13 protein-coding genes are annotated in these 14,832 nt (G+C 43.9%); all 13 read right to left on the bottom strand.

Annotation, left to right across the window (positions count from 1 at the left end):
• Positions 1-183 precede the first annotated feature (183 nt).
• Complete coding sequence (gene adhE / locus N596_RS07440; RefSeq protein WP_023027478.1) at positions 184-2,835, bottom strand: bifunctional acetaldehyde-CoA/alcohol dehydrogenase; 2,652 nt, start codon at positions 2,833-2,835, stop codon at positions 184-186.
• 359 nt (positions 2,836-3,194) lie between these two features.
• A complete protein-coding gene (locus N596_RS07435) occupies positions 3,195-5,012 on the bottom strand; it encodes an acyltransferase family protein (protein ID WP_023027477.1) in 1,818 nt (605 codons plus the stop codon).
• Positions 5,002-5,415: an MORN repeat-containing protein gene (locus N596_RS07430; protein WP_023027476.1), complete on the bottom strand. Its 414-nt coding sequence runs from the start codon at positions 5,413-5,415 to the stop codon at positions 5,002-5,004. The genes N596_RS07435 and N596_RS07430 overlap by 11 nt, the downstream gene beginning before the upstream one ends.
• A 57-nt stretch (positions 5,416-5,472) precedes the next feature.
• On the bottom strand, positions 5,473-5,895 hold the full coding sequence (locus N596_RS07425) for a low molecular weight protein-tyrosine-phosphatase (RefSeq protein WP_023024900.1): 423 nt from the start codon (positions 5,893-5,895) through the stop codon (positions 5,473-5,475).
• Between the two features lie 118 nt (positions 5,896-6,013).
• Positions 6,014-6,580 carry a nucleotidyltransferase family protein gene (locus N596_RS07420; RefSeq protein ID WP_023027475.1) on the bottom strand — a complete coding sequence of 189 codons (567 nt, stop codon included), beginning with the start codon at positions 6,578-6,580 and terminating at the stop codon, positions 6,014-6,016.
• 6 nt (positions 6,581-6,586) lie between these two features.
• Positions 6,587-7,585, bottom strand: a complete 999-nt coding sequence (gene ruvB / locus N596_RS07415) for a Holliday junction branch migration DNA helicase RuvB (RefSeq protein ID WP_023024896.1) — start codon at positions 7,583-7,585, stop codon at positions 6,587-6,589.
• 421 nt (positions 7,586-8,006) lie between these two features.
• Positions 8,007-9,047 carry an aldose epimerase family protein gene (locus N596_RS07410; RefSeq protein ID WP_023027474.1) on the bottom strand — a complete coding sequence of 347 codons (1,041 nt, stop codon included), beginning with the start codon at positions 9,045-9,047 and terminating at the stop codon, positions 8,007-8,009.
• Between the two features lie 27 nt (positions 9,048-9,074).
• Positions 9,075-10,238: an SIS domain-containing protein gene (locus N596_RS07405; protein WP_023027473.1), complete on the bottom strand. Its 1,164-nt coding sequence runs from the start codon at positions 10,236-10,238 to the stop codon at positions 9,075-9,077.
• A 94-nt stretch (positions 10,239-10,332) separates the two neighbouring features.
• Positions 10,333-10,737: a PTS sugar transporter subunit IIA gene (locus N596_RS07400; RefSeq protein WP_023027472.1), complete on the bottom strand. Its 405-nt coding sequence runs from the start codon at positions 10,735-10,737 to the stop codon at positions 10,333-10,335.
• Between the two features lie 11 nt (positions 10,738-10,748).
• Positions 10,749-11,570 (bottom strand): PTS system mannose/fructose/sorbose family transporter subunit IID, encoded by an 822-nt coding sequence (locus N596_RS07395; RefSeq protein ID WP_023027471.1) that lies wholly within the window; start codon positions 11,568-11,570, stop codon positions 10,749-10,751.
• Positions 11,557-12,471 carry a PTS mannose/fructose/sorbose/N-acetylgalactosamine transporter subunit IIC gene (locus N596_RS07390; protein ID WP_023027470.1) on the bottom strand — a complete coding sequence of 305 codons (915 nt, stop codon included), beginning with the start codon at positions 12,469-12,471 and terminating at the stop codon, positions 11,557-11,559. Before N596_RS07390 ends, N596_RS07395 begins: the two co-directional genes overlap by 14 nt.
• A 40-nt stretch (positions 12,472-12,511) precedes the next feature.
• Positions 12,512-12,988 carry a PTS sugar transporter subunit IIB gene (locus N596_RS07385; RefSeq protein ID WP_023027469.1) on the bottom strand — a complete coding sequence of 159 codons (477 nt, stop codon included), beginning with the start codon at positions 12,986-12,988 and terminating at the stop codon, positions 12,512-12,514.
• Positions 12,985-14,772 carry a glycoside hydrolase family 35 protein gene (locus N596_RS07380; protein WP_023027468.1) on the bottom strand — a complete coding sequence of 596 codons (1,788 nt, stop codon included), beginning with the start codon at positions 14,770-14,772 and terminating at the stop codon, positions 12,985-12,987. Before N596_RS07380 ends, N596_RS07385 begins: the two co-directional genes overlap by 4 nt.
• Positions 14,773-14,832 lie beyond the last annotated feature (60 nt).

Below are 14,832 nucleotides of genomic sequence, written 5' to 3'. Positions count from 1 at the left end.
AAACCATTTTATTACAGTTTTTTACTTTGTGAATATTATAACATACAAAGTAAGCGCTTGCAACATATTTATTAGATTTTTTATAAAAGTATTTTCAAGAAATGAACCATCCTATCAAATGAAAAAATCCCCCACTCTTTCGAGTGAGGGATAGCTGATAAACATCATTTGTTCAGTAGCGTCTTATTTACGACGTCCTGGACGTTCTTTGTAACCGTAGTAAGCATCTTCGATGATTTCTTGCATATGATCCACCATTGGAAGACGTGGGTTAGCTGGCGAACATTGATCTTCGTAAGCAAGGAAGGCCAATTCACGAGAATGTTTCTTCCATTCTTTTTCATCGATTCCTTGTGCTTTGAAGTTCATTTGGATACCTACGCGCTCACCAAGCTCGTAAACAGCTTTTGCATAAGCTTCTACTGCTTCTTCTGGTGTAGAGCATGGAAGTCCTAACATACGAGCGATGTCTTGATATTTCTCATCTGCACGGTAGTAGTTGTACTTAGGCCATGTCGCTGTCTTGGCTGGACGTGTACCGTTGTAGCGGATAACGTATGGAAGCAAGATCGCATTGGTACGTCCGTGAATCGTGTGGAATTGTGCACCGATCTTGTGGGCCATTGAGTGAGAAATACCGAGGAAGGCATTGGCAAAGGCCATACCTGCGATAGTTGACGCATTGTGCATTTTTTCGCGTGAATGGAAGTCTGCGTTCTTCACTGAGCTTTCCAAGTTTTCAAAGACAAGTTTGATGGCTTGAAGAGCAAGACCATCAGTGTAGTCACTTGCCATTTGAGATACGTAAGCTTCTGTTGCGTGAGTCAAGACGTCCATACCAGTGTCCGCTGCAACAGATCCTGGAACTGTCAATACCAAAGCAGGGTCTACGATTGCCACAGTTGGTGTCAATGAGTAGTCAGCGATTGGGTATTTACGGTTGTTTGCTTTATCAGAGATAACGGCAAATGGTGTTACTTCAGATCCTGTACCAGATGTTGTTGGGATGGCGATGAATTTAGTCTTCTTACCAAGCAATGGGAACTTGAAGGCACGTTTACGGATATCCATGAATTTTTGAACCAAGTCACGGAAGTCCACTTCTGGTTGCTCATAGAAGAGCCACATTACTTTGGCCGCATCCATTGGAGATCCACCACCAAGAGCAACGATGGTATCTGGTTTGAAGGCACGCATGATCTCAGTACCACGTTCAACGGTTGTGATATCTGGATCTGGTTCTACGTCTGCAAAGATTTGGTAAACTACCTTGTTGCGACGAAGGTCAAGCTGTTCGATGATGCGATCAAGGAAACCAAGCTCTACCATAGCGTGGTCTGTAACGATCATGACACGTTCAACGTCACGACATTTTTGTAGGTATTCAATTGAATCACGTTCAAAGTATGTTTTTGAAGGAAGTTTCATCCATTGCATGTTATTTCTCCGGCGTCCGACTTTTTTGATATTCAAGAGGTTGATGGCACTAACGTTGTCCCCAACAGAGTTGCGTCCGTAAGAACCACATCCAAGTGTCAATGATGGCAAGAAGGCATTGTAAACATCCCCGATACCACCGAAAGTCGAAGGAGAGTTGCAGATGACACGAATGGCTTTGACTGCTTTACCAAATTCTTTGGTCAATTCTTCGTCTGCTGTATGGATAGCAGCTGAGTGACCAAGACCGTTGAATTCAACCATTTGGCGTGCTTTGTTAATTCCGTCTTCACGGCTTTCAGATTTCAAGACAGCGATAACTGGTGACAATTTTTCACGAGTCAACGGCTCTTTTTCACCAACTTCTTTACATTCTGCAGCAAGGATGTTGGTTCCTTCTGGTACAGAGAAGCCAGCTTGTTCAGCGATCCATGCTGCTGGTTTCCCAACGATGTCCGCATTCAATTTCGCACCTGCACAGTTTTTGCTATTCGCTTTGACACCGAAGCAGAACTCTTCAAGAAGGGCTTTTTCTTTTTTGTTAACAAAGTAAGTATGGTAAGATTTGAATTCTTCGACAAACTCATCGTAGATTTCTTTATCGATGATAACCGCTTGTTCAGATGCACAGACCATTCCGTTGTCAAATGATTTAGACATAACGATATCGTGAGCAGCTTGGCGGATGTTAGCTGATTTTTCAACATAAGCTGGAACGTTACCTGCACCTACCCCAAGAGCTGGTTTCCCACAAGAATAAGCTGCTTTCACCATGGCGTTACCACCGGTCGCAAGGATTGTTGCAATCCCTTCGTGGTTCATCAATGCACTAGTTGCTTCCATAGATGGTTGCGTGATCCATTGTACACAGTTCTCAGGAGCTCCTGCCTTAATCGCTGCATCGCGGACGATTTGTGCCGCATGAGCAGATGATTCTTGAGCCGATGGGTGGAAGGCAAAGACGATAGGGTTCCGTGTCTTCAAGGAAATCAATGCTTTAAAGATTGCTGTTGAAGTAGGGTTTGTTGTAGGAGTGATCCCGCAGACTACTCCGACTGGCTCAGCAATAAGGGTCAAACCAGTGACGTCATCCTCTTGAATGACACCAACTGTCTTGGTGTGGCGCATATTGTTCACTACGTGCTCACAAGCGAACAAGTTCTTAGTCGCCTTGTCTTCAAAGACCCCACGACCAGTTTCTTCATAAGCATGAAGAGCAAGCTCACCGTGAGCGTCAAGAGCAGCTACAGATGCTTTCGCAACAATGTAGTCTACTTGTTCCTGATCCAATTTGCGCATTTCTTCAAGCGCAACAAGCGCTTTTTGCACCAACTCGTCTACGTGTTTTTCAGCAGCGAGTTTCTTTTCTTCAGGTGAGAGAGATTTTTTATCAGCCATTTGATGCTTTCCTCCAATGTTTGAAACCCTTATCCTTTTCCGGAACTTTTTCTTGTTTTCAGAAACTTTCAAGAATAGTGTAAGAAATTTCGATTTGTTAATTTTTTCACAATATAATTGTACTCTATTTTAGAAAATTTGTAAATAGTTTCACAAAGATTTTTTTAACTTTTTTCTATGACCCCTCCTTCTCCTTCTATACAGGAGTATTTTCAAGAAAAAATTGAAGGATTTTTTTGAGAAAACACTTCAATTTCACAAACAAATATTTTCACGCAATTTATGTAAGCGTTTTCTTAATTTTACTAAAAAAAGCAATTTTCTTCAAGTGAAAATTGCTTAAATAGCTTAGTAAATTTCTACGGTTTAACTGGCCCCTGATTGGCTTGATCAACTGCTTCTTTCACGACCTTGGCATACAGGTTTCCTCCGACATCGATGGAACCATCTGATTCTAAACCAAAGTGGACATTATCCGTTCCAGCCCAAATAGCTGGGTTATCGATAGCAACTTGGTACCAGTCTGCTATATAGACATAGTCATATTTTTTAGCCAATTCCAGCTCATACTGTCGAGTCTGAACGGTGACGCTATTGCTATCATTGGCTTCACGCCCGTCATATGGCGTTACCAAAATTAAGCGATGTCCTTTGGGTAATTCTTGAACAAATTTATCCAACAATTCTTGATAATTATTAGAAGAGTTGGTTCCAAGTGCAATCACCACGTTCTTGAGCAAGACTCTATTGGCAATATCCGTTTCATATACTCTTAAGCCTGAATCCAAATTACGACTCACCAAAGCATCTAATTGGATATCCGGCATAACTTGTTTCAAATAATCTGATGCCCGGAGGTTTACAGAATCTCCGATCATGGTCACTCCATCTGACACATTGTAAGAAGTCGCTGAAGCATTGTCTACTTGGGCACGCGTGATCTGCATCTTGCTGTCGGATTGACGAAGCCCTTCGGTAATCAGGTTTTCATCAAAGGCTCCGACGCGTGGCGCAAAGAGTGCAATCCCAAACATGAGCAAGGTCAACGGAATCGCGCTGTAAAAGAGCGGTTTCGTGAAACTACTGAGATCCATAGAGATGCCAAAAATCTTTGGTTCACGTCCAGCCAAGGTTGGTTCAATAATATAGAAGCTTAAGGCAGCAAGGCTAAAAGATACCAGTGTTGTTAGCAGAGAAGCCCAGCCATTGGTCATTAATTGAGAAAAGATGATATAAAATGGCCAGTGGAAGAGATAGACCCCATAACTTGTATCCGCAATAAAGGTAATCACTGCAGGTTCTTTCTGATCTGGCGTCTTTTCATGGAGGACACGAGTCATCACAATCATCACAGATCCTGCAAGAGTCGCTACTAAAAAGCCAAATAAATAGGTCCAAACACTATCAAACGGAAGAATAAAGGTCAAGAGCAACAAGACTAGAAAAGCACCAGCTAAAATTGCTAAGGTCTTCTGTAGAGATAACTTCTTCACTAATTGAGTAAGATTTGGGCTGGTCGTTGTAATCCCTGTTACTGTCGCTAAAGCACTCCCCACAAAGAAAGGAAAGACGTGAGCGATGCTAGAAAAATAGACATTGGACAAATTCTTCGTGACCAGTGCTCCGACAAAGAAGGTCAGGAAGGTCACTAAAAAGAGACCTGTCGAAGAAAGGAAGATATAACCTCTATATTGGCCAACTGATTTAGCTTTTTTACCCAAAAACCAAGCCAAAAGAGCCCAGAGTACGTAGTAATGAACTTCCAGAGCCAAACTCCAGGTATGAATGAAAAGATGAGGGATGAACTGGCTTTCGTAACTTCCGCCACTTAATATCTCATAGAAGTTGGTCACAAAGCCAAAGACGGCTGCAATCTGTGTCCCAATCCCAGCAATAAAGTCTCGTCTGACCAAGAAGGTAAAAGGCATGACCAGCAAGACCATAAAGACTAAAGGAGGAACAATCCGGTAGAAGCGGCGTCGCAGGAAGCCTTTGAGATCAATTTTTTGATGACGGGCAAACTCATCGATTAGAAGAGCCGTGATCAAAAATCCTGAGAAAGTAAAGAAGATATCGACTCCAATAAATCCACCAGGAAAAACTTTTTGAAAGAAATGGTAGAGAAGAACGAGAAGAAGTCCCGTTATCCGTACCAATGAAAACCATTTAATTCGCATTTTGATATATTCCTTGTTTAAACGTTCCTTTATAAACGACATTTTGTTCTGTCGTCAAGGTTCCCTGGCCTTCTGGTTGGCCATTGACAAATTCACCTTCATATTTCCAACCAGCCTTGGCTGTAAAGGTGCCATGACCACTAAAGGTCCCATTGACAAAATTGCCCTTGTAGGTGTCTCCGTTTTCAAAGGTCACGGTCCCTTGGCCATTCATCTTGCCACGAACGATACTGCCGTCATAGCGAATAGCTCCCTTATCGAGGGTCAAAACACCTCCGAAAGGGATAGAGGAAAGAAAAACCCACAAAGCAGACAGAACAATAATCCCCAAGGACAATCGTTCAATATTCTCTCTCGTAACATAGACCTTATAGGTCTCATATAATTCTTTTATTTTTTCCATATTCTGTTCATTCTGTTTCTATTCAACCGGTTACTCATTTAAGGAGCAAGTCCGAAACTAATCTTCTAATCGTTCCAACCATTCTTGACAACCAGCTAGGACGCGGCGATAGGTCTCTTCGAAATCTCCTGTGTACCATGGATCTGGGACACTTTCTCCTGCAAAGAGATGAATCTTGTGCTCTGTCCCAGGAGGTGCCATTCGTTTGAGGTCGGACACATTGTTCTCATCCATTCCTAAGATCAGATCAAAGGTATGAAAATCTTGGTCACTGATTTGAAGGGATGTTTTAGATGCATCATAGGGTACGCCATGGCTACGAAAAATCTTTTGAGTCCCTTGGTGAATAGGGTTCCCATGCTCCCAGTTAGAAGTAGCACGACTTTCAATCTCATACTGGTTGGTCAAGTCCTTCATGACAAACTCCGCCATGGGGCTTCGACAAATATTTCCTAAACACACAAATACGATTTTTTTCATGACAGCACCTCCTTTCTATTATAACAGAATGTAGGAAAAATATAATCTGCTAAAATTATAATTTTGAGGCAAGACGAAAAAAGCCTGTCCACCGTTGAGGTGGGCTGACTTTCTTTTTTTAGTTAGGCAAGATGATCTGAAGGCTTGGCCATTTTCGTTTCCAATCTTTCTTCCGCATGCGTTCCGTATAAACCACCAAGCGCTCTGGGCTGGCTAAAAAATGTGGAGTCGGCTGAACGACGAAGTCTTCGATATCCCTTGTCCCATAGGGGAGAAAGAGCTCCAACTGACCATCTTTCCTTAGGCGAACCGCAAGAGCCGTACACTGCTCGGGGTATTTAGAAACCGCATCACAGGCGCTGCGATAAGGGGCCGTCCCCGGGCTATGCTGGTGCATGTAGACTTGATTCTTCACTTCCCAAGCGTACTGGGGATAGACCTTCTTTAATTCCTGCTCAATCTGCTGCGTCTCCTCATAGCTGATCGCAGGGTCATAAAAGACCAGATCCAGATCTGTCCTTGCGTCAAACCCTGGTCTTCCAGAGAGCTGGTTCCAGATAAAATTTCGTACCGCACCCGCTGCTAACCAAGCATCTGCCAAATCTAGATCTCGAATAATGGCCAAGACTGCCATCATCTCCGAATCCGCTTGGATTTGTTCTACGATCGTTTCTTCCTTCAGCATCTTCTGCTAATCTCCATTGTAGGGATAGCCTAGGTGTTCATAGGCCTTGCGGGTTGCCACGCGCCCAGTCCGGGTCCGCATGATAAAGCCTTTCTGAATCAAGTAAGGCTCATACATGTCTTCTACCGTCTCGCGTTCTTCAGCAATATTGACCGATAGGGTCCCAAGGCCAACTGGGCCTCCTCCGTACATCTCGATCATGGTGCGCAGAATCTTTTGATCGACATAATCCAATCCTTCATGGTCCACATCTAGCATGGAGAGGGCTTTATCAGTAATGGTTTCGTCAATCAAGCCATCCCCCATGATCTGGGCAAAATCGCGCACCCGTTTGAGCAAGCGGTTAGCAATCCGAGGGGTCCCACGACTACGAAGAGAAAGCTCTTCAGCAGCCTCATGGGTAATCTCCATCTCAAAGATCTCGGCGGTCCGCTCGACAATCTCTGTCAGATCATCCTGCTCGTAGTATTCCATATGACCCGTAATCCCAAAGCGAGCGCGCAAGGGATTGGACAGCATACCCGCTCGGGTCGTCGCCCCAATCAAGGTAAAGGGAGGAAGATCCAGGTGGACACTCCGGCTGGTCTCGCCAGCACCAATCATGATATCGATGTAAAAATCTTCCATGGCACTGTAAAGCACTTCTTCGACTGACATAGGCAGACGGTGAATCTCATCGATAAAGAGAACATCACCCGGCTCTAGGTCATTGAGGATGGCTACCAAGTCACCAGCCTTTTCAATGACAGGACCGGAAGTCTGCTTGAGATTAACACCCAACTCATTGGCAATGACAAAGGCCATCGTAGTCTTCCCCAGTCCCGGGGGGCCAAAAAGAAGGACATGGTCCAGCGCTTCATCCCGAAGCTTAGCCGCTTCAATAAAGATTTTTAGCTGGTCCTTGACCTTATCCTGGCCGATATATTCATGTAAATATTGCGGGCGTAGCGTCCGTTCAACAGCCTCTTCATCGCCCATGATTTCATTGTCTAAAATTCTACTCATACAGTCTATTATAGCAAAAAATGATGTCTCTGTTGATTTAAAATCATATTCTATTTAGTATATTACTAATTATTGATTGTTTAGTATTAGGAACCGATTTCCTTCTTGAAATACCTTGTTTCTTTTTAAGGAACGTAGTTTTCGCTTCGCTCAAACTGCATCAATATCTCTAAATTCGGTTGAACTCTTTGAGTTTACCTCATTAAGAGATATAGAAAAGCCACCGGTTTTGGTAGCTCTTATAGGGAGATTATTATGAAAAAGTTTTATCATTCAAAGTTAGGAGGTCTTTGATGATGGTATTAGTATACGACGGGAAGCTTAAAGTTTCCTTATAGTTATTTTTGAAAAATATTTTCTAAAAAAGAGGGGGCCTTCAGCAAGAATTTTATATCCTTGTTTGGAGCCTCCCCTTTTCTCATTATTTCTTAGCAATAGCACGGTAGCTGGTCTTGCTGGTATAGACTTGCCCTGCTCTCAAGATGACCTTTTCAGCTTGGTCACTATGAATGGCATCTGGCACTGTTTGAAATTCGAGGGCCAGGCCATTGTGCTGAACCATTGGTTTGCCTTGAAGATGAACGGTTTCATCTACAAAATTGGCTGAATACACCACCAAGGCTGGGGCTTCTGACTTGAAGGTCAAAAAGCGCCCAGACGGCTGATGGTAGAAGAAACCTGCATTTTCATGCCCTTCTGGCAAAGCGAAGGGATGGTCTAATCCTTCTACCAGGCGGATTTGCGGATCAGCATCCTTGAAGAGATCCTCTAACAGCATGGCTTGGTAGAGATGCTGAACAATTGGACTTTCTCTATCCACAGTGTGAAGAGGAACGCCATCTGGATGAATGGGGTAAAGCCCCTGATGATTGATCTGGAAGACATGGTCATTTATCGGCTGGGTAAAGTTGCCTGATAGGTTGAAATAGCTGTGGTTGGTCGGATTGACTAGGGTGTCCTGGTCTGTCTCTACTCGGTAACTGATTTCCAGCTCCCCTGCTTCAGTCAAAGCATAGGTCACCCAGATCTTGAGATTCCCAGGGAAACCACCTGTGCCATCCGCGCGCTCTGTGTACAGACTGATTTCTTGGTCTGTTACCGACTCCACGCTAAACAAGGCGCTGTCCCAACCAGTCAGTCCACTGTGGTTGCAGTTGGCGCCATTATTGGCCTCCAAGTGGTAGGTTTGACCATTGAGGTCAAAGCTGGCACCTGCGATCCGACCAGCGACTGGACCAATGCTAGCTCCATACTTAGGGCTATTACCAACATAAGCATCGAAATTGTCGAATCCCAATACAATATTAGCGAATTGATCCTGTTTGTCTGGTGTCACATACTCTAGAATAGTAGCTCCATAGGTCATGACAGACAATTGATAACCCAGGTCATTTTCGAGGCGATACGCTTCTACATCTTGACCGTCCAATTGACCAAATCGATATTTTTGATAGTGTTTCACAAGTTGTCTCCTCCAACATCGTTCATTCTAGTGAAAGGGGTGAATCACCACTCCTTGTACAACACGGTTGACTGTTCCAGTTGGTGATGGCGTATCTGGGCGATTTTGAACCTTGAGCGAAGTCAAGAGAGAAATCAATTGACCGTAGATAATGTATGGGAAGGCACGGTAGATATCCAGCGACTCTGCTGATGCTTCTACCAACACTTCTCGTACATGCTCAATCCCAGCAGCTTGGTCGGTCAAGAGGATGACCTGACGGGCAATCTGATCTCCCGCCACTTCTCCAACCAAATCCAAATCGTACTGGCGTGTATAAGGATCAATGGATCCAAAAACCAAGACCAGGGTCTGGTCATTGATGAGGGATTTCGGACCGTGACGGAAGCCAACAGGACTCTCATACATGGTCGCGATTTTACCAGCTGTCAACTCTAAAATCTTGAGCTGGGCTTCATGAGCTAGCCCAAAGAAAGGTCCTGCTCCTAGGTAGATGACACGTTCGAAGTCTAAATCTACAACTTCCTTGACCTCGTGATCTTTCTCCAAGACCTGCTCTGACAGATAAATCAATTCTTCCACTCGTTTTTCCTTAATTTCTTCCTCACTTGGGTCAAAGACCAAGAGGGCTGTCAAAAGCATAGAAGTAAAGCTGGAGGTCATGGCGAAGCCGGCATCGTTGGTTTCTTTTGGTTGGAGAAGCAAGAGATTGCGCTCATCTCCGTGGGCCTGCTGGGCCAGCTTTCCTTCTTCCGCACAGGTAATGGTGATCTGATAGAGTTCATCGACCAAGTCTTGAGCCAACTCAACTGTCGCGACACTTTCAGGTGAGTTGCCACTTCGTGCAAAGGAAACTAAGACCGTCGGCACTTCTTTTTTGAGATAGGTTTGTGGATGCGCAACGATATCGGTCGTCGCAATGGATTGGAAATTCCAATGGCGTTCATCGTGCACTTCCTGCAAATAGGGAACCAAGGTATCCCCCACATAGGCTGAGGTCCCAGCCCCTGTTAAGATAACCTTGATGTAGCCATGACGCTTCCCAATGGTCGCTAAAAACTCTTGGATTTCTTTTGCTTTCTCTTGATAGAGACGATAGGTTTCTTTCCAGACTTCCGGTTGCTGGTAAATTTCACGTGTCGTAATTTCAGCCCCCAGTTCAAGCAGTTCTTCTTTTGTATAATCTAACATGCTTCTCCTCTTTTCTTTTTTAGTGACCGCCTTATAAGCGGTAAGAGGCTGAGACAATCGTCCCAGCCTCATTCCAAATGTTCAAGCGGTTTTCTTATTCGTCCTCGTCATCATCAAAGCTGGATAAGAGATCATTAACCTTCACGACACTTTCGCGCGCACGTTCTGGATAGTTCTCTTCTCCACCGACAAGGCTATGGTTAATAAATTCAATCACCATTGGCAAGTTCATCCCTGCATAGAGGTCAATGGCGCGCCCTTCAAGAATCAGACGGCTAACCGTATTACAAGGAGTGCCTCCCAAAAGATCCGCAAAGACGATGTAGTCCTCAAAGTCTGCAACACAGGCTTCAAACTTGGCTGTAAACTCCTCAGGACCTTCCTCTGGCAAGAGGGCCACGGCATGAATGTTGTCTTGTGGTCCCATAATCATTTCTGTACTGGCTTTGAGCTCTTCACAGAAGCGACCATGACTGACCAATACTAACTGTTTTGCCATACCTTACTCCATTATGCCATTCCAAAGAAGAAGTGGCCAAATGCTGAGAATGCGATTGCTGCAAGGATGATGAGCAAGATAGCTTTTGTAGAGTTCATACCCTTACGTCCAAGCAACCAGTAGATTACACCTGTGATGATAGCTGGTACCAAACGTGGGAAGATAAGGTTGAGCATATCTTGAATTTCAATCGCTTTGTCCCCAATGTGTGGAGCCCAAGAAACTTCAACACCAATCATGCTGGCAATCAAGGCACCAACCATGAAGATACCCAGAACGGAAGCTGCATCGATCAAAGCTGTCAAGGTACTTTGCATGTTGTTGATGAGGTTAACCCCTTCTTTATAGGCAAATTCCAATTGTTTCCAACGGAAAATGTCATAAGCAACTGCCACAGCAATCCACAAGAAGATACCGGCTGGGTTTCCTGCAACAGCCAAAGTTGCTGCGATTGAACCCATAATAGCTGGTACCAATGATCCAAAGATTGAGTCCCCAAGAGGAGCGAATGGTCCCATGAGACCTGTCTTGATACCATTGACCGCATCTTTTGATTTGACACCATCTTTTTCTTCCAAAGCGAGGTCAAAACCAGTGATAATGGTGTGGAAGAATGGTGAAGTATTGAAGAATTGCGTATGCAATTTCATCATTTCTTTCAATTCTGGAGTGCCATCACCATACATTTTACGCAACTGAGGTAAAATCATATAAAGGTAACCAGAAGCCTGCATCCGTTCATAGTTCCAACCTAACTGGAAAGTAAACAGACTACGTTTGTTAATTTGATTAAAATCCTCTTTAGTGAGTTTGTAGTTCTTAGAATTCGTCATCTTCAATTTCCCCGCTTTCTGATTCAGTTACTGGAGCAGCTACGACTGTACGTTGACTGTTTTTGAAGTGTTGTACTGCAAGGAAGATACCGATAATGGCAATACCAATCATAGATACACTCTTGAAGTTGTTAACAAAAGTAATAGCTTGTCCTTCTGGAAGTTTAGCGAACACTTCAGAACCAATAATGCTAGACACTGCAGCACCAAGGCTTTGAACATTGCTATAAAGCACTGTCAACATAGCTGTCAAACCAAAGCCAAGGGCAAGATAGTGAAGGTTACGACGAACAGGAAGGTAACGAAGCAAGATCGCAAATCCAAGACCTGGAAGCATTTGACCTGCAAGTTTCAGACCGTTTGCCAACCATTGTACATTAGCAAGACCTGTAACAACAGTTTCTACGAAAGATCCACCAAAAGCAAGCGCGAAGTAAACTGGGAGAGCACGAGAAAGAGCCCAAGGAAGAGCACCAAGGAGATAGTTGCGTTCGATGCCTTTGTAATCAAAGCGTTCAATCGCAGCATCTACACGGTGAGCGAAGTAAGTTGTAGTCATACGACCAAGAATATCAAAGTATGTCAACAAAGTTGCTACCGGCACAGCGATTGTAGCAATAGCAAGCTCTGGATCAATCCCTTGTGCTACTGAGAAGGCAGTCGCAAGAACGGCACCAGAAGTAGCGTCAATACGAGAAGCTCCACCGAAAGTACCAACACCGAGCACGGTCAATTGAAGAGAAGCTCCGATAAAGAGACCTGTCTTTAAATCCCCCATGACAAGTCCTGTAATGAAACCAGCAAAGACTGGTGAGCCTGCTGATGAAACAATCGTCAACTCATCACAGATTTGATAAGCTGAGTACAAAGTAAGTAGTAAAATTTGCCACCATTGTATCATGACAATTTCCTCCTAAAATTTTTCTTTTTTTATTTATAAACTATTTGAGCAACTTCAAGAAGTCTTCAACTGGATCATTTGGAACCATTTGAGCAGTTAACTTAACTCCTTTTTCAGCTAGCTTGTGGAAAGCTTCCACATCGGCATCCACTACGTTGATCGAACGAGTAATCGGACGAGTCTCATCTGATTGAGACATGTTCCCTACGTTTAAGGTTTCAAGTGGTACACCTGCTTCTACCAAACCAAGGAAGCGGTCTGGCTTGCGGGCTACGATGAAGAGACGTTGGCTGTCATATTTTCCAGCCAAGATATTTTCTGCAGCCTTTGCTACTGGCAAGATACTGAGCTTGACACCAGGTGGTGTCGCTAGTTTCAAACCACTTTTTTCGATATCATTTTGAGCGACTTCATCATCGATCACCATGATACGTGAAACATTTAGTTTGGTAGTCCAAAGGTTGGCTACCTGCCCGTGGATCAAACGTCCATCGATACGGCATCCTACAATAGTCATAAGTTTTCCCCCTTTACTTCTTTGAATGTAGGTTGTGAAACAAGTTTTAAGGTCTCCGTCCAAGTGCCCTCTGTCTCAAAGACGAGGATCTCATTTTCCCCATCTTTGAGAAAACCATGAGGGATGTAGAGGGAGAGTGTTGGACCGACTTCCCAGAAACGACCGATATGGTGGCCATTTACAAGGACGATCCCTTTTCCAAATCCAGTCATATCAAGGAAGGTATCCTCAACCTGATCTAGATGAAAAGCAAATTGATAAAAAGCTGGTTGACCTTCTTGCCATTCTTTCGAAAAGTCCAAGCGATCCAGCTGGCTAAAATCAAGCGCATATTGTTTCCAATCAAGCTTGAAATGAAGATCGATACAAACTCCTGTACGTATTCCTTTTCGCTGCGTATCCGCTAGGAGCTTGTGTCCATAATTGACTCGTCCCATATTTTCGATCAAGAGTTTTAAGTTTGTAATCGTTTTCTTTTTTCCGTTTAAAAAAAGATCTTGACCGATTTCTTCTTGGTATTGAGTGGCAATCAATTGATTATTGGCATAAACCTGTACCCGGTCACGCGCATCGATGATACGCAAGCGCTCTTCTTCCGCATCCATTTCAACATCTGTCTCATAGAGCAGATAGCCTAAGGGATGGTCGATTTCTTCCATGGTCTGTGGATAAAGACTTTCTGTGACCTGAGCAATCTCATTTAAATTACCAAATAAACTAGTCTTGTTGGTTACCTTTAGTCTATGCTCTGGCAAAGTCGACTTCACAAGCGGATCCATCTGTGGATACTCTGGATAGTAGGTCGCCATCATCTTTTTGACTGCATGGTACTTAGGAGTCGGATTGCCCTGCTCATCTAAGAGAGCATCATAGTCATAAGATGTTACCTGTGGCAAATCCACGGTCCCTCGTGCTGAGCAACCGTTCATAAATCCAAAGTTGGTCCCACCATGGAACATATAGAGATTGATAGAGCCTTCTTGTAAGACTTCATGGACTGCTTCTGCCAACTCTTCTGGATCTCGCTTTATGATAGGTTCTTTCCACCGATTGAACCAGCCATCCCAAAATTCCATACACATGAGTGGCCACTCTTTGTCATGCTCAGCAAAGAACTCTTTCATCTGAGAGAAGTTGTAATTCGCACGCGAACCAAAATTACCGGTTACAAAGAGTCCATCCTCAATCAAGGTCCCTGCTCGAAGGGTCGCCCTCCAAGGTCCATCAGAGGTGAAGAGTGGACAAGTAATATCCCGCTCAATCATTAGATCTCTGATCGCCCGAAGGTAGGCCTTGTCTTCGCCATAAGAGCCATATTCGTTCTCAACCTGCATCATGAGGATATTGCCCCCACGATCCAATTGGTACTTGGCCACACGTGGCAGGAGCTCGTCGTAATAGCGAGCCACTTCCTTGAGAAAGGCCGGATCCGATGAGCGAATCCGAAGGTCTTCTTCGATTAACCAGGCTGGCAAGCCCCCAAATTCCCACTCCGAACAGATAAACGGTGACGGACGGAGAATCACATATAGATCCAACTCTTGAGCTACTTGGATAAAGTGTTCCAAGTCCAAATTCCCTTCAAAGTGAAAGTGGCCTCTTTGTGGCTCATGAGCATTCCATGGAACATAGGTTTCAACAGTATTAAAACCTAGAGCTTTTAGGTTATATAAGGAATGATACCAATCCTCACGATCGATCCGAAAATAATGAATTGCACCAGATAAAATCTTAAAAGGTTGATCATTTAAATAAAAATCTTCACGGATTTCAAATGCCCCCATACTGAGAACCTCCTTCTAAGAAACCCTTTTCATTTATTAATATAATATATTGATCAAAAA

The organism is Streptococcus ilei (assembly GCF_000479335.1).
Taxonomy (GTDB): Bacteria; Bacillota; Bacilli; order Lactobacillales; family Streptococcaceae; genus Streptococcus; species Streptococcus ilei.
The sequence above is the reverse complement of the archived record's forward strand: the minus strand, read 5'-3'. Positions and strand labels throughout refer to the sequence as shown.